Consider the following 25,556-nt stretch of genomic DNA (forward strand, 5'->3'; position numbering starts at 1 on the left):
TGGTCTGCGCGGCGGCGCTGCCCGATCCGGCGAGCACCAGGGCGCCGGTCAGGACCACCGCTCCGGCCGCGGCGGCGGTGGTGGAACGGTTCCGGTCGGTCTGCCGCAGGAAGGCGTCGGCGAGCCGGCACAGGGCCGGCCCCAGAGGCGGGACGGGGGACATCGGAACTCGACCTCACGAACGTACGGGGGCACCACGCTGAGCCCGTTCGGGCGTGCTGAGTGGGGGACCACTCAGGTGTAACCGTCACCGAGCGGAGTCCCAAACGGTGTGACGTACTACGGCGTGTAGTCAGCATCGCGCCGGAGATTCAAACCGACGGAGTAACGATCATGCGATCGGATCGTCCGCTCATGGGCTCGGCGTCGCGGCCGCCCGCCCGGCCGTCCTACTACCGCCGCTCGTACCGCCCCCGCGGCCTGTGAGCAGCGCCACCCGCCCGCCGGGTTTGAACCGGGTCGAAACATTCCCGAACCACCCGAAAGCGCCCCGAAAGCGCCCCGAAAGCGCCCCGAGAGGAGGCCCGGAAAGCGCCCGGAACGCAAAGAATCCGGCCCGCCCCCGCGAGTGCGGGAGCGGGCCGGATCGGTTCAGCGGTGCCTGGTCACGGACCGGGCGTCACTGCCGGATCGATCAGTTGTCGACCGGACGGACGCGGATCCAGGTCTCCAGGTAGTTCGAGGACTCGTTCTCGACCTCGATGCTGGTGCCCGTCTTCGGGACGATGACGCTGCTGTACGGGTTGTCCTTCGACCAGTACGACTTCAGGTCGGAGAACTCGTCGACGCCCTTGGCCTTCGGGACGACCGTCTCGACGCCGGCCTTGTGCAGGGTCAGGCCCTCCACGCGGCGCGAGCCGAAGGTCGAGTCGTAGCCGTTGATGCGCGGGCGCATCAGGGTGCCGTCGGACCACTTGATCGGGGTCGGGTGCGAGTCGATCGGGAGGATCAGGCCCGAACCCGGGTGGTTGGTGACGTTGTTGTCGGTCTGCGAGGTGTCCCACAGCCAGATCAGCAGACCCGGCTGGTACGGGTAGTGCTCCACCCAGCCCGGCTTGGTGTTGGCGAAGCCGAAGTTGTACGGGCCGGACTTGAGGGTCCGGTCGTACGAGACGTACTGGCGGTTCTCGGCGATGTAGTACTGCGCGTAGTCGTTCGAGAAGCTGCCGGTGCTGCGGGTGAAGCCCTTCGGGGTCCAGCCGTTGTCACCGTTCTCGGCACCGTCGGTGAAGATGGCCGCACCGTTGGCGGTGATGGCGATCTCGTCGAGGGCCAGGCCCTTGAGGTGCAGGCCGCCGTCGGTGGTGTAGCGGAAGCGGACCTGGACCTTCTTGCCGGCGTAGGCGTCCAGCGAGTAGGCGAGGTCGCCCCACTTGTCGGCCGAGCTGCCGGTCAGGGCGGCGTTGTCGGAGGCGTTCTTCGGGATCGCGACCCCGTTGAAGGTGCCGTCCAGGGCCTTCCAGTTGGCGCCACCGTCGGTGGAGACCTCGGCGTAGCCGTAGTCGAAGTCCTGCTCGATGTCGTACCAGGCCTTGGCGGACAGCGCCGCCGAGGTCTTGCCGGTCAGGTCGACCTCACGGGTCAGCGAGACGTTCAGGTCGTCCGCGCTGCCGCTCCACCACTCGTTCGCACCCGCGAAGGGCTTGTTGATGGTGGTGGTGACGGTCTTCTTCGGCAGGTCGACGACCAGCGCCTGCGGCAGCTTGGTGTTGTACTCGACCGGGCCGATGTGGTGGGTCGACTCGGTGCCGGCCTTGGCCTTGTCGTACTTCAGCCAGCCGAGCTTGAGCTTGCTCCAGGCGTCGAGGTCGTTCGGCATGTCGCCGATCGAGTTCTTGCCCTCGCCGAGCCACGAGCCGGACGACATCAGCGACCAGAAGCCGACCGAGTTGTCGATCCCGCTGCCCGAGGTGTCGTACAGGTCCGGCAGACCGAGGTCGTGACCGTACTCGTGGGCGAAGACACCGAGGCCGCCGTTCTCGGGCTGCATGGTGTAGTCGCCGATCCAGATGCCGGTGTCGCCGACGGCGGTGCCGCCGAGCTTGTTGCCGGTCGGACCGGCGGTGCCGGCCAGGGTGCTGTAGGCGTACGAGCGGTGGGCCCAGAGCGCGTCGGTGCCCTGCTTGCCGCCGCCCGCCGACTGGTCCTCACCGGCGTGCACGATCTGGAAGTGGTCGATGTAACCGTCGGGCTCGTTGAAGTTGCCGTCGTGGTCGTAGTCGTACCGGTCCCACTGGTCGTACTGCGCGATGGTGGCCTTGATCTGAGCGTCCGTCTGGCCCTTGGCCTTCTGGTCGGCGACCCAGGCGTTGATGCCGTCGCGGATCAGGTCCTGCGCGTTGTTGCAGACGTGCTGGCCGCAGAAGTCCGAGCCGTAGCGCGCCTCGTTGTACTTGACCTTCACCCAGTCGGTGACCTGGCCGTCGACCGAGTAGCGGCCCGAGGACTGCTTCTCGTAGTACGTCTTCAGCGAGTCCTGGGTCTTGCTGAAGTACAGGTCCTGGTAGTGCTGCTGGTTGTAGTCAGCCTGCCAGAGGGTCGAGTTGTTGTTCGCCGCGTCGGGCTTCTCGATCTGGTTGCGCTGCGGACCGGGGGTACCCCCGTACTTGATCTTGCCGTCCGGCGTCTTGGTGGTGTTGTCCACCTCGTCACCGAACTCCACCAGGATGGTGAAGATCTTGTCCGTGCGCTCGCGGGCGAGCTCGACGTACTTGTCCTTGCCCAGCTTGATGCTGGAACCGCCGCCGTGCTGCTCGATCTGGGCGGTGCCCGCGAGCAGCTGCTCGGTGGCGGCCTTCGACTCGGCCTCGACCTTCTCGGTCAGCGGGCCGGGAATGTTGTGGTCAGTGCTGACCTGAACGGCGTCGGCCGGATCCTGCGGCACGGGGGCGGAGCCGGCGGCGACGGCCGTGCTCGGGAGCAGCCCCGCGCCCAGCGCGGCTATGACCGCGGCGGTCGAAACGACCGCTGCGGCTTTCCTGGTCATCTTCAACGTTGTGACGTCCTCCCCAAACCGGTCCGGCTCTTGGCCTTCCGGTAAACCAATGAAAGACAGGTGGAGGTCATTTGATCCAAGCGTGGACGGAAAAGATAGACCTTGACCGTGACATGGCCACAGCGCTATCCTCCGCGACTTCCTATCAGCTGACGTGCTGTCAACAACATTGTCATTAAAGACGACGTTCCGATGGGTCGCACCCGCACCGGCCCCCGAACAGGCCCCCCACCTGCTCCTTCGTGGGCCGCGTCACACCTTCGGCGGCACCCCGGAAAACGCCCAGGGCCCCCGGCGCGAACGCCGGGGGCCCTGAACGTGTGCTGTTATCTGTTAAATGTTGCTACTTCGTCAGGTCGGGACCGGACGAGGCGACAGCGGCCGGAGTGTCCGCGACCGCGGACTTCTCCTCGCCGCGGAAGGTGAACTTCGCGTCCTTGCCCTCGCCGTCGACCCCGACGACCACGATGTGGCCGGCCCGCAGCTCGCCGAAGAGGATCTTCTCGGAGAGGTGGTCCTCGATCTCGCGCTGGATGGTGCGACGCAGCGGACGGGCGCCCAGGATCGGGTCGTAGCCGCGCTTGGCCAGCAGCTTCTTGGCCTCGACGCTGAGCTCCAGGCCCATGTCCTTGTCCTTGAGCCGCTCGTCCACCTTGGCGATCATGAGGTCGACGATCTGGATGATGTCTTCCTCCGAGAGCTGGTGGAAGACGACGATGTCGTCGACGCGGTTCAGGAACTCGGGGCGGAAGTGCTGCTTGAGCTCCTCGCCGACCTTCGCCTTCATCCGCTCGTACCCGGTCTGGGTGTCGCCCTGGGCCGCGAAGCCCAGGTTGAAGCCCTTGGAGATGTCCCGGGTGCCGAGGTTGGTCGTCATGATGATGACGGTGTTCTTGAAGTCGACCACGCGGCCCTGGGAGTCGGTCAGTCGACCGTCCTCCAGGATCTGCAGCAGCGAGTTGAAGATGTCCGGGTGGGCCTTCTCGACCTCGTCGAAGAGGACGACCGAGAACGGCTTGCGGCGCACCTTCTCGGTGAGCTGGCCGCCCTCCTCGTAGCCGACGTAGCCGGGGGGCGAGCCGAAGAGCCGGGAGACGGTGTGCTTCTCCGAGAACTCCGACATGTCCAGCGCGATCAGCGCGTCCTCGTCGCCGAAGAGGAACTCGGCGAGCGTCTTGGACAGCTCGGTCTTACCGACGCCGGACGGGCCGGCGAAGATGAACGAGCCACCGGGGCGCTTCGGGTCCTTGAGGCCCGCCCGGGTGCGCCGGATGGCCTGGGAGAGCGCCTTGATGGCGTCCTTCTGACCGATGACGCGCTTGTGCAGCTCGTCCTCCATGCGGAGCAGACGCGAGGTCTCCTCCTCGGTCAGCTTGAAGACCGGGATGCCGGTGGCGGTGGCCAGGACCTCGGCGATGAGCTCCTCGTCGACCTCCGCGACGACGTCCATGTCGCCGGCCTTCCACTCCTTCTCGCGCTTGGCCTTGGCCTGCAGGAGCTGCTTCTCGTCGTCGCGCAGGGACGCGGCCTTCTCGAAGTCCTGCGCGTCGATCGCGCTCTCCTTCTCGCGGCGCACGTCGGCGATCTTCTCGTCGAACTCGCGCAGGTCCGGCGGCGCGGTCATCCGGCGGATGCGCATCCGGGAACCGGCCTCGTCGATCAGGTCGATCGCCTTGTCCGGCAGGAAGCGGTCCGAGATGTACCGGTCGGCCAGGGTGGCGGCGGCGACCAGCGCGGCGTCCGTGATGGAGACCCGGTGGTGGGCCTCGTAGCGGTCGCGCAGACCCTTGAGGATCTCGATGGTGTGCGGCAGCGACGGCTCGGCGACCTGGATCGGCTGGAAGCGGCGCTCCAGCGCGGCGTCCTTCTCCAGGTGCTTGCGGTACTCGTCGAGCGTGGTGGCACCGATGGTCTGCAGCTCGCCGCGGGCCAGCATCGGCTTGAGGATGGAGGCGGCGTCGATCGCGCCCTCGGCGGCGCCCGCGCCGACCAGGGTGTGCAGCTCGTCGATGAACAGGATGATGTCGCCGCGGGTGCGGATCTCCTTGAGGACCTTCTTCAGGCGCTCCTCGAAGTCACCGCGGTAGCGGGAGCCGGCGACCAGGGCGCCGAGGTCCAGCGTGTAGAGCTGCTTGTCCTTGAGCGTCTCCGGGACCTCGCCCTTGACGATCGCCTGGGCCAGGCCCTCCACGACGGCGGTCTTGCCGACGCCGGGCTCACCGATCAGCACCGGGTTGTTCTTGGTGCGGCGGGACAGCACCTGCATGACCCGCTCGATCTCCTTCTCGCGCCCGATCACCGGGTCGAGCTTGGCCTCGCGGGCGGCCTGGGTCAGGTTGCGGCCGAACTGGTCCAGGACCAGCGAGGTCGACGGGGTGCCCTCGGCGGGGCCGCCGGCCGTGGCCGACTCCTTGCCGCCGGGGGTCTGGTAGCCGGAGAGCAGCTGGATGACCTGCTGGCGGACCCGGTTCAGGTCGGCGCCCAGCTTCACCAGGACCTGGGCGGCGACGCCCTCGCCCTCGCGGATCAGACCGAGCAGGATGTGCTCGGTGCCGATGTAGTTGTGGCCGAGCTGCAGGGCCTCCCGCAGCGACAGCTCCAGGACCTTCTTCGCCCGGGGGGTGAAGGGGATGTGACCGGACGGGGCCTGCTGGCCCTGGCCGATGATCTCCTCGACCTGCTGGCGAACGGCCTCAAGAGAAATCCCGAGGCTCTCCAGGGCCTTAGCGGCGACACCCTCACCCTCGTGGATCAGACCCAGGAGGATGTGCTCGGTGCCGATGTAGTTGTGGTTGAGCATCCGGGCTTCTTCCTGAGCCAGGACGACAACCCGCCGCGCGCGGTCGGTGAACCTCTCGAACATCGTTTATCGCTCCTCAGAGCGGTCGGGCAGTTCGGGGTCCGTCCCCGCCCTGTCCTTCCGCATGCTAGTCCCGCTCAGCGGCGCGGCCCACGGATTCGCTCCCTGCCAGGGAGCGAGATGCTGCACGACCAGCCGACACCAATCCCAACCCGATGTTGGGAGACGGTGTTCCCGCTGGCGGGCCGGATGCACCGGATCCCGCTACGCCATCGGCGAACAACGTCCGCCGCGACGTGGTCGCCGGGTGCCCGACTGGTCACGCGTACTGCCCCGGACGGAGTCGTGGACCCCGTCCACCTGCATTCATACCCGGTATCGGGACGGTTCTCGCGCAGTTTCCGCGGTGGCGGTGTTCGCTCGGCGAGAAGTCGGCCGCCGCTGACGGTGGTTCAGTCGCGGCCCGGACGGCGGGTAGGCCGTTCCGGTGGCGTCCGCGTGACCGCCCGGTCACTCCAGCGTTGCACAGACCGTGACCGTCCCGCGCCCCGAAGCCCCCTCCGAGCCCGAACCGCTCGGGCCGGTGCGCGCCGCGGGGCGCGGAGGATTCCCCTCCGCGCCCCGCGCGTGTGCCGTGGACGGGGTCAGGACGCGTTGGCCTTCTCGTAGGCCTCGCGCACGTTGCTGGGCACCCGGCCGCGGTCGTTGACCTCGAGGCCCTGCTCCTTGGCCCACGCGCGGATCTTGGCGGTGTCCGGGACGCTGCCGGACGGACGCGGGGCGGCGTTGCGGCCCGGACGGCGGGCGCCGGCCAGCCGGCCGCTCTGCTTGCGGCCCTTCTCGACGTACGGCGCCAGCAGGCCGCGGAGCTTGTCCGCGTTGGCGCTCTTCAGGTCGATCTCGTAGGCAACGCCGTCGAGCGCGAACGTCACCGTCTCGTCCGCCGACCCGCCGTCGAGATCGTCTTCAAGAATGACCTGCACCCTCTGTGCCACGGGCTTCCCTTTCCGCTAAACGACCCATTGCCTAAGGAAAGGAAAGCGCCTTTTCCCGGAAAACACAAACCCCTGACCGTCCGGGAGCGGCTCACAGGTGCAGCAGCATGCGCGAGTTGCCCAGTGTGTTGGGCTTCACCCGCTCCAGGTCGAGGAACTCGGCGACACCTTCATCGTACGAGCGGAGAAGTTCTTCATAGACATCCGTAGCGATCGCCGCCGGGTCTGTCGTACCATCATCGGTTTCCTGGAGCTCCCCGATCTCGACGAAACCGTGTTTCGCGAAGAAGGGAACCTCGAACGTCAAGCAGAAAATCCGACGGACGCCGAGCCAGCGGGCGGTCTGCAGCAGCTTCTCCAGCAGCGCGTGGCCGACCCCGTGGCCCCGGCAGGACGGATCGACCGCGAGCGTGCGCACCTCGGCCAGGTCCTCCCACATCACGTGCAGGGCGCCGCAGGCCACCACCGTCCCGTCGTCGTCGCGTTCCGCGACCCAGAACTCCTGCACCGATTCGAACAGCGTGACGGTGGGCTTGTCGAGCAGAATGCCGTCCCGCGAGTAGGCGTCGATGAGCCTGCGCACGGCCCGCACGTCGGTGGTCCGCGCCCGGCGGATGGTGACCTCCATGGCGGGACGTTATCGTGCCGGGCCCGGTCCGGTCTCCCCGGTATCCCGCCCGCTCTCCCGGCCGCTCTCCGGGGAATCCGCGGCGGCCTGATCGGGCGGATCGGACGGGAACAGAGCGGCCACCCGCAAGGCGTCCCGCAGTGCCTCGCGTTGCTCCGGTGACATCAGGCCGAAGAAGTGCACCAGGGCCGCGGCGGGATTGTCGCCGGTGGCCCACGCGTCGTTCATCAGGGCCGCCGTGTACGCCTCGCGGGACGAGACCGGTTCATATCGATAGGCCCGTCCGACCCGCTCCCGGCGGAGCCAGCCCTTTCTGTGCAGCTTGTCCAGGACGGTCATCACCGTGGTGTACGCGATTTCGCGTTCCGACCGCAGATCCAGGAGAACCTCGCGAACCGTGACCGGTCGGTTCCACTGCCACACCCGGGTCATGATGGCGTTCTCAAGTTCGCCGAGTTGCCGGACCATAGTGCGGCCAGGATAGGGAGTGAATGGGGCAAATCTTGTGAAGTGCTGCCAAACCGGCGCGCCGCCACCCCCGGAATCGGGAATGGCGGCGCGCGGTGTGCGGTACGGCGGGGGGAGCGGCCGACGGTCAGTCGGTCAGGTCCTCCTTGGCCTTCTGGGCCCCGCCCTGGCTGCGGATGATGGCCCGCACCAGGAATCCGAAGCCGATCGCCATGACCAGCGGCGGGACGATCGCGCTGACGTAGTCCATCAGGTCACTCCTCCTCGGTCTTCTCCGCCGCGACGGCGGACGCCTTGGGCTCCGGCTTGACCAGCGGGAAGAGCACGGTCTCCCGGATGTTCTTGCCGGTGAGCAGCATGATCAGGCGGTCCACCCCGAGCCCGAGGCCGCCGGTGGGCGGCATCGCGTACTCCAGGGCCCGCAGGAAGTCCTCGTCGACCTGCATCGCCTCGACGTCGCCGCCGGCCGCCAGCAGGGACTGCGCGGTCAGCCGGGCGCGCTGCTCGACCGGGTCGATCAGCTCGGAGTAGGCGGTGCCGATCTCGGTGCCGAAGATCACCAGGTCCCACTTCTCGGCCACGCCCGGCACCGAGCGGTGCTGGCGGGTCAGCGGGGAGACCTCGGTCGGGTAGTCCTTGATGAAGGTCGGCCGGACGGCGTTCTCCTCCAGCAGGCGCTCGACCATCTCCAGCACGATCTGGCCGTGGCCCCACTCCTTCTCGAACGGGATGCCGTGCGCGGCGGCCAGCCCGCGCAGCTCCTCGACGCTCGTCGCCGGGGTGACCTCGGCGCCGAGGCGGGCGGAGATGCCGGGGTAGACGCTGACCTCCTCCCACGGCTCGGCCAGGTCGATCTCGTGCTCCACGCCGTGCGGGTCCAGGCCCTTGATCACCGTGGTGCCCAGGGCGTCCCGGGCGGCGTTGATGATGGTGGCCCGGATCAGCTCGGCCTGGGTGTCGTAGTCGCCGTAGGCCTCGTACGACTCCAGCGAGGTGAACTCGGGGTTGTGGGTGGAGTCCGCGCCCTCGTTGCGGAAGTTGCGGTTGATCTCGAAGACCTTCTCCGCGCCGCCGACCACCAGCCGCTTGAGGTACAGCTCGGGGGCGATCCGCATGTAGAGGTCGATGTCGTACGCGTTGATGTGGGTCTTGAACGGCCGCGCGTTGGCGCCGCCGTGCACCGGCTGCAGCATCGGGGTCTCGACCTCGATGTAGCCGCGCTCCTCGTAGGTGCGGCGGATCGAGCGGACCACCTTGGAGCGCAGGTGCAGGATCTCGCGGGCCTCGGGGTTGACGATCAGGTCGACGTACCGCTGGCGGACCCGGGCCTCCGGGTCGGTCAGGCCCTTGTGCTTGTCCGGCAGCGGGCGCAGGCACTTGGCGGTGAGCTCCCAGCGGTCCACCATCACCGACAGCTCGCCGCGCCGGGAGGTGATCACCTCGCCCTCGACGCCGACCTGGTCGCCGAGGTCGATGTCGGCCTTCCAGGCCGCCAGCCGCTCCTCGCCCAGCTTGTCGAGGGAGAACATCACCTGGAGGTCGCCGGAGCCGTCGCGCAGGGTGGCGAAGCAGAGCTTGCCGCCGGTGCGGGAGAGGATCACCCGGCCGGTGATGCCGACCCGCTCGCCGGTCGCGGTGTCCGGAGCGAGGTCCGGGTGCTTGGCCCGGAGGTCGGCGATGCTGCTGGTCCGGGGGAAGCCGACCGGGTACGGGTCGATGCCGGCGGCCCGGAGCCGGTCCAGCTTCTCGCGCCGGACGCGCATCTGCTCGGGAAGGTCGTCGGTCGCGGGGGAGGGGCTCTGATCGCTCACCCCACCAGGGTAGCCAGCCGAACGGGCGCTCCCGGCACCGGCAGGCCCCCGCGGGCGGACGGTGGCCGCCGTCCGCCCGCGGCGGCCGTCACGCCCGGCGGCGGCCCAGCCGGCGGGAGGTGAGCACCGCGGCGGTGCCGAGCGCCAGCGCGGTGCCGGAGGCCCAGGCCAGCGGGACGGCCTGCTCGCTGCCGGTGTCCGGCAGCTCGCCGCCGTCCGCGAGGTCGGCCGTCACCGTCGAGGAGGAGGACCGGGCGGCGCGGGCGGGCGCCGTCGGGCCGGGCGTCGCGGCGACCGGGGCGGCGACCGGGACCGGGACGGCGGCCGGCACCACGGCGGCGGCCGGCGGGGTGGCGGCGGGCGCGGGGGTGGTCGGCGCGGGTGCCGGGGCCGACCGCAGGGCGACCTTGACCCGGTTGTTGTCCTGGTTCGGGTCCCAGGTCATGAGAGCGGCCGGGTACCCCTCCTCCAGGTCGCTCTGCTCGTCCTGGAAGGAGACGGTGGCGCTCAGCGGGGTGGTGCCCTCGTCCAGCTGGACGCCCAGGGTGCGCGAGGCGGTCGCGCCGTTGGGCATGAACCAGTCGAAGACCTCGCAGTCGAACTTGTTGAGCGAGCGGTCCTGCTTCTGCCCGAGCACGTAGTCGTCCGCCTGGCAGCCCTTCGGGAGCTCGGCGATGGAGGCACCCTCGGGGAGCTGGACGCGGATGTGGGGGGTGCCCTCACCGAGGCTTCGGTCCATGATCGAGGCCGGGCCGCGGTTGGTGGCGGTGACGGTCAGGGCGCCCTTGCGGCCGGAGGGGTCCGGGGCCCAGACCCCGGTCAGCTCGAAGTCGGCGCCGTTGTCGGCGTACACCTCCTGCTCGACGAAGTGGGCGTTGCGGTCCGGGAAGCCGGACGGGATGCCCACGGCAGAGTCCCTCGTCAGGGTGGCGGGCGCGCCGGTACCGCGTTGGAACGCCAACTGCTTGCGCAAGGCCGGCCCCTGGGTGCCGGCCATGTCCGGACCGGAGTAGACGGTGAAGTCCGCGAAGGTGTACAGCGCCTCCGAGGTGACGGTGAGGTCGAGGCCGTTCAGGCGGACCGGCTCGTTGGGCAGGATCTCGCCCTCGATGGTGCAGATGCCGTGGGTGGTCGGGATGGGCGCGCCGAAGCCTTTCTTTCCGACCTGGCCGGGGGAGGTCGCGTACTCGCAGTTGGACGGCCAGTGGTCGACGCTCAGGCCGGGCACCAGCATGACCTCGATGACCGTCCGGGAGGCGGAGACGTCGCCGCGATTGGCGAACCGCAGGCCGGGAGAGAAAGTGCTGCCGGTCTTGACCTTCTCCAGCGGTGCGATCTCCGCCGTTCGGAACGCCGCGCCGCCGACCTCGACCCTGAAGTCGGTGGCCGCCGACTCGGCGCCGGGCGCGCTGAGGGTGGCGTGAACGGCGCCACTGGAGCCGGCCTTCACCCCGGGCAGTGCGCTCAGCCACAGGTAGTCGGTGATGTTGATGTCCTCGTAGGAGATCAGGTAGATCTTGCAGCTGATCACCTTCGCGGCGGTGCTGCACGCGTTGCCCTGGACCGAGAGTGACGCGACCCCGTCGAGGCCGCTGGTGTCCAGGGTCAGCACGGCGTTCGTGACGTCCCCGCTGCCGGTGCGGCCGATCCGCATGGAGACGTTGTCGCCGAACTGCGGCTGGGCGGCGGGCTCGGTGGGGATCTGGATCGTGGAGCTGACGTTGAGCTTGAGCGCGTGGTCCGCGGCGTGGGCCGGGACGGCCAGCGTGCCGACGGACAGGGCGGCGACCGCGGTCGCCGCCGCCGCGCCGAGCGCCCGGCGCGTGCGGGTCGAGTTCACGGGGATCCTCTTGATCGTGGAGTGTCCCCGCGACCCTATGGACGGCCGGGCCGCCGTCAACCCGGGTGATCGGTCATCAATTCGTACAGGACGGGAGCGATCCGGCGGCCCGCACCGCGATGGTTATCGAGTTGTGACACGAACGGCCCGGCCGGGCGGGGCGATTGTCGACACATGCGCCGGGGAGGCCGGGTCCGGCGGTGTGCCGGACGCGGCCTCCCCGGGAGGCGGTGGCGGGGCGGGCTCAGCCGGTGCCGGTGGCCAGCTCCAGGTCCTCGGGCACGGGCGGCGCGACCGGGTGGGCCGGGAGCTTGTGGGCCGGCGGCTTGAGGCGGCGGCCGAACAGCTCGGCGGGCGTGGGCATCCGGTACGGGCGGGCCGACGGCCGGTCCTGCTGCTGCTCCTGCTGGTCCTGGGGGCTCCGCTGGGGGCCCTTGCGGGCGGCGGCGGGCTGCTCGACGGGGGGCTCGGTGCTGCTCATCGGGATCCGTCCTCCAACAGGGGTGAGGGGACTGCTCGGGGGTGCGGCGGGGCTCGGTACGGCGACGAGGTGGCGCTGGCCGGTGGTGAGGGCGAGCCGTTCGCGGACGGCGGCCTCGGCCAGCGCGTGGCAGCGCCCGGCCAACCGCGAGCGGCGGGACCGTTCGCCCTGGCCGCAGGGCTGGCGGGTCAGCCCGCGCAGCGCGGTGAGGTCCTCCGGTCCGGGGAGGTAGCCGTCGGTCACCGCCTCCTCCAGGCGTTCCAGGTAGCCGCCGGCGCTGCCGGGCAGGGCGGCCCGGTAGCGGTCGAGGTCGGCGAGCAGGAAGGCGCGCAGCCGGCCGCCCTCCTGGACGGCCTCGTCGATCGCCTCGGTCAGGCGCAGCGCGTCCTGGACGTCCTCGGCCCACAGCGCGGCGTACGGGTCGCCGTACGGCTCGGGCTGCGGGACGGCGGTGTACGGGGTGGTGGCGTACGGGGTGGTGTACGCGGACCGGGGGTGGCCGGGGGCGGCGGGGTGCAGGGCTTGGGCGAGGGCGCGGCGCAGCACGCGGACTTCGTCGGCGCTGAAGGCCATGCCGCCGCGCGATCCGTGTGGCGTAGGCATGGGTTGACACTACGTGAGGAATATCCGATTTGTCGGTAACGTCGCGTTGATGCCGCGCGTGTGGTTCGGGAACGTCCCGTGCCGGCCCTCCGGTCAGCGGCGCAGCGCCTCCGCCGGCTGGATCCGGGCCGCCCGCCAGGCCGGGTAGACGCCCGCCAGCAGGCCGGTGAGCAGGCCGATCGCCGGCGCGGCCGCCACCGTCACCGGGTCGACCACCGGCGTCCAGTCCCGGGCCAGCGCCACCCCGAGCACCGTGAGCACCCCCAGCGAGGTGCCCACCAGACCGCCGACCAGGCCCAGCGAGGCCGACTCGGCGAGGAACTGGCCGGTGATGTGCCGCCCCCGCGCGCCCAGCGCCCGGCGCAGGCCGATCTCACCCGTCCGCTCCAGCACCGCGACCAGCGTGGTGTTGGCGATCCCGACCGCGCCGATCACCAGGCAGATGCCGGCCAGCAGCAGGAACAGCTGGTTCAGGTCCGAGGTGACGTTGGTGCGCAGGGTGCGCGGGTCCGGCGGCGGGACCGGCTTGAAGTACTCCGGGTGGGCCGGGTCCAGGGCGAGCGGCGCCTCCTCGGCGACCTGCCGGGCGGCGCCGATCCGGGTCGAGATGATCATCTTGGCCCGGTCGCGCTCCGGCTCGCCCCAGAGCCGGGCGGCCGCCCCGCGCGGCACCGTCACCGATAGCAGCAGGTCCGACTTGCGCTTCACGTCGTCCACGATCCCGATCACCGTGAACGGCCGGCCGGCCAGGAAGACCGCCGGCTGGGTGTCCAGCGTGCTGATGCCCAGCCGGGCGGCCAGCGCCGCGCCGATCACCGCCACCTGCCGGCCGGTCGAGTCGTGCCAGGCGTCGAAGGTCCGGCCCTGCACCAGGTGCGGTTCGGCCGCCGCGAGCACCCCGGCCGAGGCGGCCACCACCGACACCTGCTCGCCGCCGCCCTGCCGGCCCACCGGCGCCGCCCGGACCGACCCCGAGGCCTGGCCGACCGGCCAGTACACCCCGGCCGCCTCGACCCCGTGCAGCCGCTGGATCCGGGCGTCGGCGTCGGCCGGGAAGGCCAGCCGCACCAGCTCCGGACGGCTGCCGCCGACGTCCTCGACGCTCACCTCGGTCGCGCTCAGCACGCTGAACCGGGAGTCGATCTGCGAGGAGGTGGTCGCGGTCAGCCCGAGGATCGCCACGAAGGTGCCCACCCCGAGCACCGTGCCCAGGCCGGTCAGCGCCGACCGGGCGGGCCGCTGCAGCACCCCGGCCAGCGCCTCGGCGAAGAGGTCGCGCAGCGGCAGCCGGGACCGCTCCACCGGGCGGGTCCGGCGGCGGAACGGCCTCGGGTCGCTCACCTTCTTATCGCCGGCCTTCGGGTCGCTCGGCCTCATGCCGCGGCCACCTCCCGCAGTACGCCGTCCCGGATCGCCACCGTCCGCCGGCCGCGAGCCGCCACCTGCGGGTCGTGGGTGATCAGCAGCACGGTCAGGCCCTGCGCGTGCAACTCGTCCAGCAGCGCCAGGATCGACTCGGCGGTGGCGGTGTCCAGGTTCCCGGTCGGCTCGTCGCACAGCAGCAGCGACGGCCGGCCGACCAGCGCCCGGGCGATCGCCACCCGCTGGCGCTCGCCGCCGGACAGCCGGGTCGGCAGCGCGTCCAGCCGGTGCCCGAGGCCCACCCGGACCAGCGCCGCCCGGGCCAGCTCGCGCCGCTCGGCCGCGCCGCGCCGTCCCCGGGTCGCGGTGTAGAGCATCGCGAGGGCGACGTTCTCGGCCGCCGAGCGGTGCGGCAGCAGGTGGAAGGACTGGAAGACGAAGCCGATCCGGCGTCCGCGCAGCGCGGTGCGGTCGGCGTCCGGGAGCGCGCCGGTGTCGATGCCGTCCAGCAGGTACCGGCCGCTGGTGGGGGAGTCCAGCAGCCCGGCGATGTTGAGGAAGGTCGACTTGCCCGAGCCGGACGGGCCGATCACCGTGACGTACTCGCCGGTCCCGACGGCCAGGTCGCAGGGCTTGAACGCGGCCACCGGCGGCGGGCCCGGGTAGGTCAGCCCGACCTGGCGGAACTCGATGACGGGGACGGCCGTCTGCTCGGGCCGGCCCACCTGTTCGGGCGGGCTCAGCTGCTCGGGGATGCTCAGCTGCTCGGGACGGCTCACTTGGCGCCCGCCCGGGTGGCGTCCTTGATCCCGACGATCACCTGGTCACCGGGGGTCAGCGTGCCCTCGGCCAGCGGCCGGACCTCGGCGCTGCCGCCGCCCACCGTCCCCGGGGTGACCTCCACCCGGCGGCGCTGCCCGTTCTCGTACACCGTCACCACCGTCTTCCCGTCCGCCGTCGCGGAGACCGCCGACAGCGGCACGACCAGCACCGGGCCCGCCGAGGAGGCCGCCTGCACGGTCAGCCGGACGTCCTGGCCGGCCAGCCGCGGGTCCAGCGGCGCGTCCGGCTGGACCACCAGCTGGTAGCCGTTGGCGCCGCCGCCGACCGGCGCGACCGGCTGGTTCTGGCCGCCGCCCGGCGCGCCGCCCTGGCCGGCGCCGGCCGACTGGCCGTCCCCGGGGGTGTCGGCCACCGCGGCGACCTTGGCGGCGGCCTTGACGCCGGTCACCTCGGAGAGCACCTCCACCGCCTGGCCGGGGTGGACCAGGCCCTTGTCCGAGACGGTCAGACTGCCCTTCACCACCAGCGCGCCGGCCGAGACGGTCAGCACCTTGCCCGTGACCTCGCCGCCGACCCGGCCGGTCACCGCGTCGACCCGGGCCGGGAAGCCGGAGAGGAACAGCAGCTCGGCCGCCGGGACCAGCGGGCCGGTGGCGGCCTTCGCGTCCGTCACCTTCTTCCGCAGCTTGGCGAGGTCCTCGGTGGACCGGTTCACCTGCTTCTGGGCGGCGTCGACGGCGGTCCGGGCGGCGTCCACCGGGCTCTCGCCGACGGGCGCGGAGCCGCTGCCCGCCCCGCCGGGCGCGGCCGGCCGGCCGGTGGCGGTGGGGGCGGCGGGGCCACCGACCGCGGGCGGCTGCGGTTCACCGCTCGGCTGGGGCGTCTGCGACTGGGCCTGCGACTGGGCCTGCTGCTCCTGCTGCCGGGCGGCGGCCACCGCCTCGTCGTACCGCTTCCGCGCCGCCTTCAGCGCGTCCTTGGCGTCCGCCAGCGCCCGCTCGCCCCCGGTCACCGCGTCCTGGGCGGCGGCCGACTGCGCCTCCCCGTCCGGCACGGCCGGTAGCGGGTCGTAGCCGCGCGCCGCGTAGAACGCCTTCACCGCCGCCTTGGTGGCCTCCCCGTACGTCCCCTCGGCGTCCCCGTCCGAGCCGAACCCCAGCTCCCGCAGGGCCTCCCGGAGCTGCTTGACGTCCTGCCCGGTGGCGCCCGGCTTGAGGTCCCGGTACACCGGCAGGTCACCGTGCAGCGCGAACACCGGCCGCCCCGCCACCTCCAGCACCGACTGCCCGGCCTGCACCTGGTCCCCGACCTTCACCGGCAGCTTGGTCACCACCGGCCGGGCCCCGGCCGCCCCGCCGCCCCCGGCCGGCGCCACGTCCACCGACTGCCCGGCGCTCACCTGCCCGCGGATCACCACCGAGTCGGTCAGCACCCGCTTCTCCACCGCCGCCGTCAGCACGTCCGGCGGCGGGGCCGCGCTCTCCGCGGCCGCCTGCGCGGGCGACTTGATCATCGTCGACGCGGCCACCCCGCCCCCGGCCAGCACCACCGCCGCCGCCACGACCCCCACCAGCACCCGCCGCCGCCGACGGATCCCCCGCCCCCCGGCCACCTCGTCCTCGCCCGCCGGCTCCTCGAACTCGGCCACGCCCCACCCTCGTTCCGGAAGATCGATCCAAGTGTCCAGCGATAGAGACGACCTGACGCTACATCAGGGTTGTCACGGGGTTTCCGCGTTCACGAGGAGAGGGCCTGGGCGGCGGCGCGCAGCCGGTCCTCGTTCTCCTTGCGGATCTGCGCGAGGGCCGTGGTGTTCTGCTCGATGAGCTGGCTCTCGTAGGCCGCCTCGACGGCGAACCAGACGCCGACCACGTTGGCCTGCTGCTTGCAGGCGACGTCGGCCACCGCGGTGCCGCGCTCCACGTCGGTGGGCGCGGGGGAGGACCAGCGCGGGTCGTCCAGGACCTTGACCGGGTCGGGGTAGTCGTAGCCCTTGGTCCGCATGCAGTCGGACCAGCTCTTGAACACCCCCAGGACGCGGTCGTCGGTCTTCGACCGCTCCCGGGCGCCGGCGTCGATGTCGCGGGCGAGCTGGGCGTCGCCGCCGCCGTTGTTGGACGGGTTGGCGCCGAGCTTCTCCTTGGCCTCGCCGAGGCAGCCGCCCTTCGGGACCTTGGCGCCGTTGTAGTCCTGGCCGCCCTGCCCGCTCTTGGCGTTCGCGGCGGCGCTGCCGGTCAGCACCAGCCGGGTCGCGTCCGAGACCTGGGGCGGCGGCGGTGCGGGGGTCGGGCGGTCGCCCTCCGCGCCGTGGTAGCCGTAGGCCTGGGCGCTGTCCGCGGTCATCTCCAGGTACCGGCGGTCGGTGCGGCTGCGCGGCCGGTTGCCGCCGGGGATCTGCGGCGGCGCCTGGTACTGGATGCCGAACCGCGCCATGCAGCGGGTCACCAGGACGGAATCGGCGCGCTCCAGCTGGTCCCGCTGCTCGTAGCTGAGCAGGTACGGGTCGATCGGGAGGGCCTTGTCGGCGGCCGTGGCGATGGAGGGCGGTGCCGAGACCGCCGGGACGGCGCCCTTGGCCTCGGTGGAAGTGCCCTTGGCGCCTCCGGAGTCGGTGCTCGTGCAGGCCGCGGCGAGCAGGGCGACGGCACCCGCGAGGGCCAGTCGGGTCGCGGGTGCCGCGGTCGGGCGGATGTGCGTCATGGCGTCGAGGTCTCCATGGATCGTGCGACGGGTCCGGGCGGCCGGCCCCGGCGGTTCGGCCGGGGCCGGCTGCCCGGTGCTGGTCAGCCGGTGAACTTGGCGGCCGCGTTGTTGTCGTGCGTGACCGTCAGGTCGGCCTCGCCGTAGCGGGCGATCCAGTCGACCCGGCCGCTGCCTCCGTTCGCGCTGAACTCGTACACGGTGAAGGAGGAGGTGTAGTTCCAGTTGTCCGCGTAGGCGGCGTGGTTCTTGACGAACACGCCGGCGCCGTTGGAGCCGTGGGCGCCGGCGGCGAAGCGGTAGAGGTCCTTGTAGTTCGGGATGTCGCCCTGCTGCTCGAAGAAGGCGCCGTAGCCGTGGCCGCTGGAGTTGTAGTACAGGCAGGCGTTGCCCCAGTGGCAGTCCCCGTCGAGGGCGGAGGCCTGCGGGGCGACCGCCACGCCGAGGCCGATGGCCGCGAACAGCGCCACACCGGCGCCGGTGACTCGCTTGAGGTTCATCGGAGAATCCTTCGGACTGCCCGCCGGCGTCGCGCCGACGGGACCGCGAAGGAGAGGAGCGCACAGTGCTCCCCCCCAAGAGCTGCCGGGTCGTGCGCGAAAACCGTCCCGGCGGCTCATGAATCTAGGCGGTCGTTCGAGTCATGACCATTGTCCGCAAGGACAGTCGGACATCCGGTGGAAGAGCGCGACCATGGCCAGGCGGAGCCGGGAGTCGACGCCGAGGCGGTCCATCAGGGCGGCGACGTGGGCCTTGACGGTGCGTTCGGTGATGCCGAGGCGGTCGGCGACCTGCTGGTTGGACAGGTCCAGGACGAGCAGCCGGAGGACTTCCTCCTGGCGGTCGCTCAGCCGGTCGATCCGGGACGCGGAGGTGCGCAGTTCGTCCAGCGCGGCGTCGACGGCGGTGACGGTTGCGTGCATGTGTTCTCCCCCTCAGTGCCTGCCGTTCTCCCCGATGGGGTACGGCGGGTGCTGGGGCCCCGATCGTCGAAGCTAGCACGGGGTGGCGGAGGGGGCGATGATCACGTTCGGTCGCGATGGGGGGACCGTGGGTGAATGTCCCGTTCCGTGAAGGTGTGACTTGCGTCACACTGCCTCACGCCGTCCGGGGTCAGCTCGGGCGGTTGCGTTCGTAGACGAGGCGCAGGCCGATGAGGGTGAGCCAGGGCTCGTGGACGTCGATGGTGCCGGCCTCGCCGAGGACCAGCGGGGCCAGCCCGCCGGTGGCGATGACCTGGACGTCGTCGGGGTCCTTGGCGAGCTCGCGGGCCATCCGGTCGACCAGGCCGTCGACCTGGCCGGCGAAACCGTAGAGGATGCCGGACTGCATGCCCTCGACGGTGTTCTTGCCGATCACGTTGCGCGGGCGGGTCAGTTCGATCTTGCGGAGCAGGGCGCCGCGGTTGCCGAGCGCCTCGACCGAGATCTCGATGCCGGGGGCGATCGCGCCGCCGACGTAGTCGCCGCGGGCGTTGACCGCGTCGAAGGTGGTGGCGGTGCCGAAGTCGACCACGATGCACGGGCCGCCGTAGAGGTGGTTGGCGGCCAGCGCGTTGACGATCCGGTCGGCGCCGACCTCCTTGGGGTTGTCCATCAGGACGTGCACGCCCGTCTTCACCCCCGGCTCCACGATCACCGCGGGGACGTCGCCGTAGTAGCGGCGCGTCACCTCGCGGAACTCGTGGAGCACGGAGGGGACGGAGGAGCAGATCGCCAGGCCCTCGATCGTCGCGTCGGCGATCGCCGTGTGCGAGCCCATCAGGCCGTGCAGCAGTACCGCCAGCTCGTCCGCCGTGCGGCGCGGATCGGTGGAGATCCGCCAGGTCTCGACCACTTCCTCGCCGCCGAACAGGCCGAGGGTGGTCTGGGTGTTGCCGACGTCGATGGTGAGCAGCATGGGGCGCTTTCTGCTTCGAGGACCAGCGGGCGGACGAGCGGGCGGACGAGCGGGCGGACGGGCCGGGCGAACGGCCGGTGGAACGGTCAGGCGCGCAGGTCCAGGCCGATGTCCAGGATCGGCGAGGAGTGGGTCAGCGCGCCCACGGCCAGGTAGTCGACACCAGTCTGGGCGACCTCGTGCGCGGTGGCCAGGGTGAGTCCGCCGGACGCCTCCAGCTTGGCCCGGCCGGCCACCAGGGCGACGGCCTCGCGCAGCTGCGCGACGGTGAAGTTGTCCAGCAGGATCAGCTCGGCCCCGGCCTCCAGGACCGGCGGGATCTGCTCCAGGGTGTCGACCTCGACCTCGACCGGCAGCTCGGGGTAGGCCGCCTTGACGGCGCGGAACGCCTCGGCGACGCCGCCCGCCGCGACCACGTGGTTGTCCTTGACCAGGGCCGCGTCGGAGAGCGCCATCCGGTGGTTGGCGCCGCCGCCGCAGCGGACCGCGAACTTCTCCAGCGCGCGCAGACCCGGAGTGGTCTTGCGGGTGTCGCGGACCACCGCGCCGGTGCCCGCCAGGGCGTCCGTCCAGGCCCGGGTGGCGGTCGCGATGCCGGACAGGTGGCAGAGCAGGTTGAGCGCGCTGCGCTCGGCGGTCAGCAGGTCCCGGGTGCGGGAGCGGACCGAGAGCAGCACCTGGCCGGCCTCGACCCGGTCGCCGTCCTGGACGTGCCGCTCGACCTCGAACTCCTCCTCGCAGACCAGCGAGACGACCGCCTCGGCGATCCGCAGACCGGCCACCACGCCGGCCTCGCGGGCGGTGAAGTCGGCGGTGGCGACGGCGTCGGCCGGCACGGTGGCCACCGAGGTGACGTCCTCGCCGCCGGCCAGGTCCTCGGCCAGCGCCAGGGTGGCGATGTCCTCGACCTCGATCGGGTCCAGCCCGGCCTCCTCCAGCAGCTCGGCGAGCTGCGGGTCCAGGCCGGTCTCGTAGCCCTCGCCGTCCCCGCAGGCGCAGCCGTCGCCGCAGCCGCCGGCCAGCGGCAGCTCGTCGTGCTCGTGCTCGTCGTGCGCGTGCGCGTCGTGCGCGTGCGCGTCGTGCTCGTGCAGGTGGGTCACGTCGGTCGCGTCGGTCATGGTGGTTACTGCTCCTCGGGGGTGCTGACGGGTCCGCCGGAGGCGGTGAGGGTGGTGATCAGGTGGCGGCGCCAGCGCGCGTCGTCCCGCTCCGGGAAGTCCTCGCGCCAGTGGCAGCCGCGGGTCTCCGCGCGCTGCGTGGCGGCGGTGACCAGCGCGCCGGCGACCAGCAGCAGGTTGGCCGCCTCCCAGGTCTCCACCCGGGGGTCGGCCGGCTTCTCCTCGGCGACGTGGGCGTGCGCCTGCTCGGCGAGCAGCGCCAGCCCCTCCGCCGTCGCGGCCAGCGACGCGGCCGAGCGCAGCACGCCCGCGCCGCGCGACATCAGCCGCTGGACCTCGGCCCGCGCCTCGGGCGCGGGCAGCGGCACCGGCCGGGCGGCCCGGGCGGCCGCCACGTCGACGGTGCGTTCGGGCAGGTCGCCGGCCGCGTGCCGGGCGGCCAGGTCGGCGGCGATCCGCTCGGCGAAGACCAGGCCCTCCAGCAGCGAGTTGGACGCCAGCCGGTTGGCGCCGTGCACACCGGTGCAGGCCACCTCGCCGCAGGCGTACAGGCCGGGGACGGTGGTCCGGCCGTGGCCGTCGGTGCGCACCCCGCCGGAGGCGTAGTGCGCGGCCGGGGCGACCGGGACCGGCTCGGTGACCGGGTCGATGCCGTGCGAGCGGCAGGACGCCAGGATGGTGGGGAAGCGCCGCTCCCACATCTCGGCGCCGAAGTGCCGCCCGTCCAGGTACATGTGCTCGGCGCCGTTGAGCTGCATCCGGCGGGTGATGGCCTTGGCGACGATGTCGCGCGGGGCCAGCTCGGCGAGCTCGTGCCGGCCGACCATGAACCGGACGCCGTCCGCGTCGACCAGGTGGGCGCCCTCGCCGCGGACCGCCTCGGAGACCAGCGGCTGCTGGCCCTCCGCCTCGGGGCCGAGCCAGAGCACGGTCGGGTGGAACTGGACGAACTCCAGGTCGGTGACCTCGGCGCCGGCCCGCAGGGCGAGCGCCACGCCGTCGCCGGTGGAGACCGCCGGGTTGGTGGTCGCCGAGAAGACCTGGCCCATGCCGCCGGTGGCGAGCACCACCGCGCGGGCCCGGACCGCGCCGACGCCGTCCCGCCGGCCCTCGCCCATGACGTGCAGGGTCAGGCCGGCGGCGTGCCCGTCGGCGTCGGTGAGCAGGTCGAGGACGAGGGCGTGCTCGATCAGTTCGATGCCCTCGTCGCCCCGGACGGCGGCGACCAGGGCACGCGATATCTCGGCGCCGGTGGCGTCCCCGCCGGCGTGCGCGATCCGGTTGCGGTGGTGGCCGCCCTCGCGGGTGAGCAGGATCTCGCCGTCCGCGCCCCGGTCGAAGGCGGCGCCGACCGCGATCAGCCGGCGGACCGCGTCCGGGCCCTCGGTGACCAGGGTGCGGACGCTGTCCTCGTCGCAGAGACCGGCCCCGGCCACCAGGGTGTCGTCCAGGTGCTGGCCGGGGGTGTCCCCCTCGCCCAGGGCGGCGGCGATGCCGCCCTGGGCCCAGCGGGTGGAGCCTTCGTCCAGCATCGCCTTGGTGACCACCAGGACCCGCAGGCCGGCCTCGCGGGCGTTGAGGGCGACGGTGAGCCCGGCCACGCCGGAACCGACCACGACGACGTCGGTCGTCGTGGTCCAGCCGGGGGCCGGGGCGGTGAGGCGGTGCGAGACGGACATGGCTTCAGTGGCTCCTTAGCGCGCGGCGGCGACGTCGGCACCGCTGTCGCCACGGTACGCCGCGTCCCCGCGCAGCAGTCCGGTGCCCTCCCCGGCTTCGGCGGGGTCGCCGCCCAGGCCGGTGATCCGGTTCCGCTCGTCGACGAAGACGACCTTGGGCAGGTAGCCCTTGGCCTCGGCGGTGTCCATCTGCCCGTAGGCGATCAGGATGACGAGGTCGCCGGGGTGGACCAGGCGGGCCGCGGCGCCGTTGATCCCGATCACGCCGGAGCCGCGCGGGCCGGCGATGGTGTAGGTCTCCAGCCGGGCGCCGTTGTTGATGTCGACGATGTGGACCAGCTCGCCGGGGAGCAGGTCGGCGGCGTCGAGCAGGTCCTCGTCCACCGTGACCGAGCCGACGTAGTGCAGGTCGGCCTGGGTCACGGTGGCCCGGTGGATCTTGGACTTGAGCATGGTGCGGAGCATTGCGGGTCACGCCTCCTGTGAGTGCATGCCTAGGGGGACTGCTCGGGTGGAACCGAACGGGGTTACCGAACGATGATGCGGGCGTTGTCGATCAGGCGGGTCGAGCCCACCTTCGCGGCGACGGCCAGCACCGCCTCGCCCTGGAAGTCGTCCGGCGCCTCGGTGAAGTCGTGCGGATCGATCAGGGCGAGGTAGTCGAGCTCGACGCCCTCGGCGGCGTCGAGGGCGGCCGCGGCGGCCTCGCGCACGGCCTTCGGGCCCTGCGCGGCCACGTCGCGGCCGGCGAACAGCGCCTTGGAGAGGACGAGCGCGCGGGCGCGCTCCTCGGCCGAGAGGTAGCGGTTGCGGGAGGACAGGGCCAGGCCGTCCTCCTCACGGACGGTCGGCACGCCGACGATCTCGACGTCGAAGTCCAGGTCGGCCACCATCCGCCGGATGACGGCCAGCTGCTGGGCGTCCTTCTCGCCGAAGAAGGCGAAGTCCGGGTCGGTGATGTGCAGCAGCTTGGCGACCACGGTCAGCACCCCGTCGAAGTGGCCGGGCCGGGTGGCGCCCTCGTAGCGCTCGCCCATCGGGCCGGCCGCCAGCCGCACCTGCGGCTCGCCGTTCGGGTAGACCTCGTCGACGGACGGCGCGAAGACCACGTCGGCGCCGGCCTCCTCGGCCAGCCGGACGTCCTCGTCCAGGGTGCGCGGGTAGCGCTCCAGGTCCTCGCCGGCGCCGAACTGCAGCGGGTTGACGAAGACCGTGACGGCGACCCGGCCGTCCTGGCCGACCTGCTTGCGGGCGGCGCGGATCAGCGCGGCGTGGCCCTCGTGCAGCGCGCCCATCGTCATCACGACCGCGTTGTCCACCGGCTGCTCGTCCGGCCAGAACGCGGCCTCGAAGTCGTCGACGGTGCGCGTGACCACGGCCCGGTGGACCTTCGGGGCTCGCTGGGCCTTGCCCGGCTGCTTGCCGCGTGCCATCAGTGCTTCTCCTCGTTCAGAACGTCCAGCAGCTCCGCCGCCGACGTTTCGTCGATCGTCCCGTTGGCGAGTGCCCGCTGGGCGGTGGCGCGGGCCATCGCCCGGTAGGCGGCCGGGATGTCCGGGGACACCGTACTGAGCTGCGCCAGGTGGCGGCGTACGGTGCCGGCGTCGCCCCGGGCGACCGGGCCGGTGAGGGCCGCGTCGCCGGAGCGCAGTGAGTTGTCGAGCGCGGCGCCGAGCAGCGGGCCGAGCATCCGGCCGGGCTCGGCGACACCGGCCGTGCGGAGCAGCTCCAGCGCCTGCGCGACCAGGGTGACCAGGTGGTTCGCGCCGTGCGCGAGGGCCGTGTGGTAGAGCGGGCGGACGTCCTCCGGCACCCACTCGGGCTCGCCGCCCATCTCCACCACCAGGGCCTCGGCGACCGGACGCAGCTCCTCGGGCGCGGTCACCCCGAACGGGCAGCCGGCCAGCCGGGCCAGGTCGACCGAGGTGCCGGTGAAGGTCATCGCCGGGTGCAGCGCGAGCGGCAGCGCGCCGGCCCGGGTGGCCGGCTCCAGGACGGCCACGCCGTGCGCGCCGGAGGTGTGCACCAGCAGCTGGCCGGGGCGGACGGCGCCGGTCGCGGCGAGGCCCGCCACCAGGTCGGCCAGCGCGTCGTCGGGGACGGTGAGCAGCACCAGGTCGGCGGCGGCCAGCACCTGTGGCGGGGTGACGATCCGCACGCCCGGCAGCAGCGTCTCGGCGCGGCGGCGGGAGGCGGCGGAGACCCCGGAGGCGGCGACCACCGTGTGGCCGGCGAGCTGGAGCGCGGCGCCGAGCGCGGGGCCGACCCGGCCGGTGCCGACCACGCCGACGGCGAGCCGCGCGGGGCGGTTGCCGGGGTCGGCCGGGTCGCCGAACGGGGCCAGATCGCCGAAGTCGGTCACGCGCCCACCTTTGTCCTGAGCTCCGTTCCAGTCCACTGACGGGTACCGGACGTACCGGCCCATTCTACGGTGGACGGGAAGCCCCGGAAGGGCTCGGTCCGCTCGGTCCGTCCGGCCCCGCCGGTCCGCTCGGCCGGCTCGGCCGGCTCAGTCCCCGGCGCCGGCCCGGATCAGGCCCGCCTCGTACGCCAGCACCACCGCCTGCACCCGGTCGCGCAGGCCCAGCTTGGCCAGGATCCGCCCGACGTGGGTCTTCACGGTGGCCTCGGAGAGCACCAGCCGGGCGGCGATCTCCCCGTTCGACAGGCCCTGCGCGACCAGCAGGAACACCTCGCGCTCGCGCTCGGTGAGCGGGCTCAGGGTGTTCGCGCCGCCCGGGCCGCTCTGCGGGGTGGGCAGCACCTCGGCGAAGCGGTCGATCATGCGGCGGGTGGTGGTCGGCGCGACCACCGCGTCCCCGCCGTACACCGCGCGGATCGCCGCCACCAGTTCGGTCGGCGGCACGTCCTTGAGCAGGAAGCCGCTGGCCCCGGCCTTGAGCGCGGCGAAGGCGTACTCGTCGAGGTCGAAGGTGGTGAGGATGAGCACATGCGGGGCGTTCGGCAGCGGGCTGCCGTCCTCGGCGAGGCAGATCCGCCGGGTGGCCTGCACGCCGTCCAGCCGCGGCATCCGGACGTCCATCAGGATGACGTCCACCTCCGTGTGCCGGAGCTTCTCCACGGCCTGGGCGCCGTCCCCGGCCTCGGCGGCGATCTCGATGTCGCCCTGCGACTGCAGGATCATCCGGAATCCGGTACGCAGCAGCTCCTGGTCGTCGACCAGCATCACGCGGATGGTCAAGGTGGCTCCTAGCTCCTCGGTGGGACTGCGCTCCTCGGTGGAACGGCGGTTCAGGGGGCCACCTTGTCAGGGGCCGTCTCGTCGGTGGGCCGTCTTGAGCGGGCCGTCTTGAGCGGGCCGTCTCGGTCGGGCCGTCCCGTCAGTGGGCCGTCTTGAGCGGCAGCACGGCGCGGATCCGGAAGCCGCCGCCGG

General features: G+C 72.2%; 22 protein-coding genes. All 22 read right to left on the minus strand.

Features of this window, described 5'->3' with window-relative positions; all coding sequences use genetic code 11:
- Positions 1-634: 634 nt before the first annotated feature.
- A complete protein-coding gene (locus tag AB0N76_RS33870) occupies positions 635-2,986 on the minus strand; it encodes an immune inhibitor A domain-containing protein (protein ID WP_363563840.1) in 2,352 nt (783 codons plus the stop codon).
- A 352-nt stretch (positions 2,987-3,338) separates the two neighbouring features.
- The gene (locus AB0N76_RS33875; protein WP_363563842.1) at positions 3,339-5,858 is read right to left on the minus strand and encodes an ATP-dependent Clp protease ATP-binding subunit; all 2,520 of its coding nucleotides are present in this window, start codon (positions 5,856-5,858) and stop codon (positions 3,339-3,341) included.
- Between the two features lie 581 nt (positions 5,859-6,439).
- Entirely contained in the window at positions 6,440-6,790 is a 351-nt protein-coding gene (locus AB0N76_RS33880; protein ID WP_363563844.1) for an Lsr2 family protein, read from the minus strand.
- A 91-nt stretch (positions 6,791-6,881) separates the two neighbouring features.
- The gene (locus AB0N76_RS33885; protein WP_363563846.1) at positions 6,882-7,418 is read right to left on the minus strand and encodes an amino-acid N-acetyltransferase; all 537 of its coding nucleotides are present in this window, start codon (positions 7,416-7,418) and stop codon (positions 6,882-6,884) included.
- Positions 7,419-7,427: 9 nt separating this feature from the next.
- Entirely contained in the window at positions 7,428-7,886 is a 459-nt protein-coding gene (locus AB0N76_RS33890; RefSeq protein ID WP_363563848.1) for a BlaI/MecI/CopY family transcriptional regulator, read from the minus strand.
- A gap of 127 nt (positions 7,887-8,013) precedes the next feature.
- Positions 8,014-8,136 carry a hypothetical protein gene (locus tag AB0N76_RS33895; protein ID WP_363563850.1) on the minus strand — a complete coding sequence of 41 codons (123 nt, stop codon included), beginning with the start codon at positions 8,134-8,136 and terminating at the stop codon, positions 8,014-8,016.
- 4 nt (positions 8,137-8,140) lie between these two features.
- Positions 8,141-9,697: a bifunctional lysylphosphatidylglycerol synthetase/lysine--tRNA ligase LysX gene (gene lysX, locus AB0N76_RS33900; RefSeq protein ID WP_363563852.1), complete on the minus strand. Its 1,557-nt coding sequence runs from the start codon at positions 9,695-9,697 to the stop codon at positions 8,141-8,143.
- Positions 9,698-9,785: 88 nt separating this feature from the next.
- A complete protein-coding gene (locus AB0N76_RS33905; RefSeq protein WP_363563854.1) occupies positions 9,786-11,537 on the minus strand; it encodes a hypothetical protein in 1,752 nt (583 codons plus the stop codon).
- Positions 11,538-11,781: 244 nt separating this feature from the next.
- On the minus strand, positions 11,782-12,621 hold the full coding sequence (locus tag AB0N76_RS33910) for a hypothetical protein (protein ID WP_363563856.1): 840 nt from the start codon (positions 12,619-12,621) through the stop codon (positions 11,782-11,784).
- A gap of 93 nt (positions 12,622-12,714) precedes the next feature.
- Complete coding sequence (locus AB0N76_RS33915) at positions 12,715-13,998, minus strand: ABC transporter permease (protein ID WP_363563858.1); 1,284 nt, start codon at positions 13,996-13,998, stop codon at positions 12,715-12,717.
- Positions 13,995-14,708, minus strand: coding sequence for an ABC transporter ATP-binding protein (locus AB0N76_RS33920; RefSeq protein ID WP_363563882.1), 714 nt, complete (start codon positions 14,706-14,708; stop codon positions 13,995-13,997). Before AB0N76_RS33920 ends, AB0N76_RS33915 begins: the two co-directional genes overlap by 4 nt.
- Positions 14,709-14,758: 50 nt before the next feature.
- Positions 14,759-16,414: a peptidoglycan-binding protein gene (locus AB0N76_RS33925; protein WP_363563860.1), complete on the minus strand. Its 1,656-nt coding sequence runs from the start codon at positions 16,412-16,414 to the stop codon at positions 14,759-14,761.
- Positions 16,415-16,503: 89 nt separating this feature from the next.
- The gene (locus AB0N76_RS33930; RefSeq protein ID WP_363563862.1) at positions 16,504-17,466 is read right to left on the minus strand and encodes a hypothetical protein; all 963 of its coding nucleotides are present in this window, start codon (positions 17,464-17,466) and stop codon (positions 16,504-16,506) included.
- 83 nt (positions 17,467-17,549) lie between these two features.
- Positions 17,550-17,966: a hypothetical protein gene (locus AB0N76_RS33935; RefSeq protein ID WP_363563864.1), complete on the minus strand. Its 417-nt coding sequence runs from the start codon at positions 17,964-17,966 to the stop codon at positions 17,550-17,552.
- Positions 17,967-18,107: 141 nt separating this feature from the next.
- Complete coding sequence (locus AB0N76_RS33940) at positions 18,108-18,389, minus strand: LuxR C-terminal-related transcriptional regulator (protein WP_363563866.1); 282 nt, start codon at positions 18,387-18,389, stop codon at positions 18,108-18,110.
- Positions 18,390-18,579: 190 nt separating this feature from the next.
- Positions 18,580-19,365 carry a type III pantothenate kinase gene (locus tag AB0N76_RS33945; RefSeq protein WP_363563868.1) on the minus strand — a complete coding sequence of 262 codons (786 nt, stop codon included), beginning with the start codon at positions 19,363-19,365 and terminating at the stop codon, positions 18,580-18,582.
- Positions 19,366-19,451: 86 nt separating this feature from the next.
- Positions 19,452-20,483 carry a carboxylating nicotinate-nucleotide diphosphorylase gene (gene nadC, locus AB0N76_RS33950; protein WP_363563870.1) on the minus strand — a complete coding sequence of 344 codons (1,032 nt, stop codon included), beginning with the start codon at positions 20,481-20,483 and terminating at the stop codon, positions 19,452-19,454.
- 5 nt (positions 20,484-20,488) lie between these two features.
- Complete coding sequence (locus tag AB0N76_RS33955; RefSeq protein ID WP_363563872.1) at positions 20,489-22,162, minus strand: L-aspartate oxidase; 1,674 nt, start codon at positions 22,160-22,162, stop codon at positions 20,489-20,491.
- A 15-nt stretch (positions 22,163-22,177) separates the two neighbouring features.
- On the minus strand, positions 22,178-22,627 hold the full coding sequence (gene panD, locus AB0N76_RS33960; RefSeq protein ID WP_363563874.1) for an aspartate 1-decarboxylase: 450 nt from the start codon (positions 22,625-22,627) through the stop codon (positions 22,178-22,180).
- A gap of 62 nt (positions 22,628-22,689) precedes the next feature.
- The gene (gene panC, locus AB0N76_RS33965) at positions 22,690-23,595 is read right to left on the minus strand and encodes a pantoate--beta-alanine ligase (protein ID WP_363563876.1); all 906 of its coding nucleotides are present in this window, start codon (positions 23,593-23,595) and stop codon (positions 22,690-22,692) included.
- Positions 23,595-24,524, minus strand: coding sequence for a DUF2520 domain-containing protein (locus AB0N76_RS33970; RefSeq protein ID WP_363563878.1), 930 nt, complete (start codon positions 24,522-24,524; stop codon positions 23,595-23,597). Before AB0N76_RS33970 ends, panC begins: the two co-directional genes overlap by 1 nt.
- Positions 24,525-24,671: 147 nt before the next feature.
- The gene (locus AB0N76_RS33975; protein WP_363563880.1) at positions 24,672-25,364 is read right to left on the minus strand and encodes a response regulator transcription factor; all 693 of its coding nucleotides are present in this window, start codon (positions 25,362-25,364) and stop codon (positions 24,672-24,674) included.
- Between the last annotated feature and the right edge of the window lie 192 nt (positions 25,365-25,556).

The organism is Kitasatospora sp. NPDC093806 (assembly GCF_040683335.1).
Classification (GTDB): domain Bacteria; phylum Actinomycetota; class Actinomycetes; order Streptomycetales; family Streptomycetaceae; genus Kitasatospora.